Here is a 686-nt window from a genome sequence, read left to right as displayed (position 1 = left end):
GCGAGCGTTCGCGGATCGTCTGCGGGAGTGTGATGCGGCGCTGTTGCCGTTGACGGGGTTCTCGGTGGAGGCGGTGCTGCGGGGCGGGGACGACTGGTTGGCGCGGGTGGAGGTGGTGCAGCCGGTGCTGTGGGCGGTGGGTGTGGCGCTCACGGCGTGGTGGGAGTCGTTCGGGGTGGTTCCTGCCGCGGTGGTGGGTCATTCGCAGGGTGAGGTGGTTGCCGCGGTGGTGGCGGGGGCGCTGACGGTGGAGGACGGGGCGCGGGTGGTTGCTGCGCGTTCCGGTGCGTTGGTGGATCTCGTGGGTGATGGTGGGATGTTGTCGGTGGGGGCGCCGGTGGCGGATGTGGTGCGGTGGTTGGAGCCGTCGGGTGGGTGGGGTGATCTGTCGGTGGCGGCGGACAACGGTCCGTCGCAGGTGGTGGTGGCGGGTGAGCGGTCGCGGTTGGCGGCGTTCGTGCCGTGGTGTGAGGAGCGGGGGGTGCGGGCCCGGTTGGTGGAGGTGCGGTACGCGTCGCATTCGCCGCAGGTGGAGCAGGTGCGGGAGGCGGTGGTCGCGGGTCTGGTCGGGGTGCGGGGTGCGGTGCCGCGTGTTCCGTGGTTCTCGACGGTGACGGGGGAGCGGGTCACGGAGCCGGTGGACGCGGCCTACTGGTGGTCCAACCTGCGCGACCAGGTCCGCTTCG

General features: G+C 72.2%; 1 protein-coding gene. It reads left to right on the top strand.

What is annotated here, in order from left to right; all coding sequences use genetic code 11:
- The coding region (locus PUR56_RS08865; protein ID WP_329948472.1) for an acyltransferase domain-containing protein at positions 1–686 on the top strand (686 nt) is incomplete at both ends.

Source organism: Streptomyces sp. BE303, assembly GCF_036290945.1.
GTDB lineage: Bacteria > Actinomycetota > Actinomycetes > Streptomycetales > Streptomycetaceae > Kitasatospora.
This window is presented reverse-complemented; position numbering and strand designations above follow the sequence as displayed.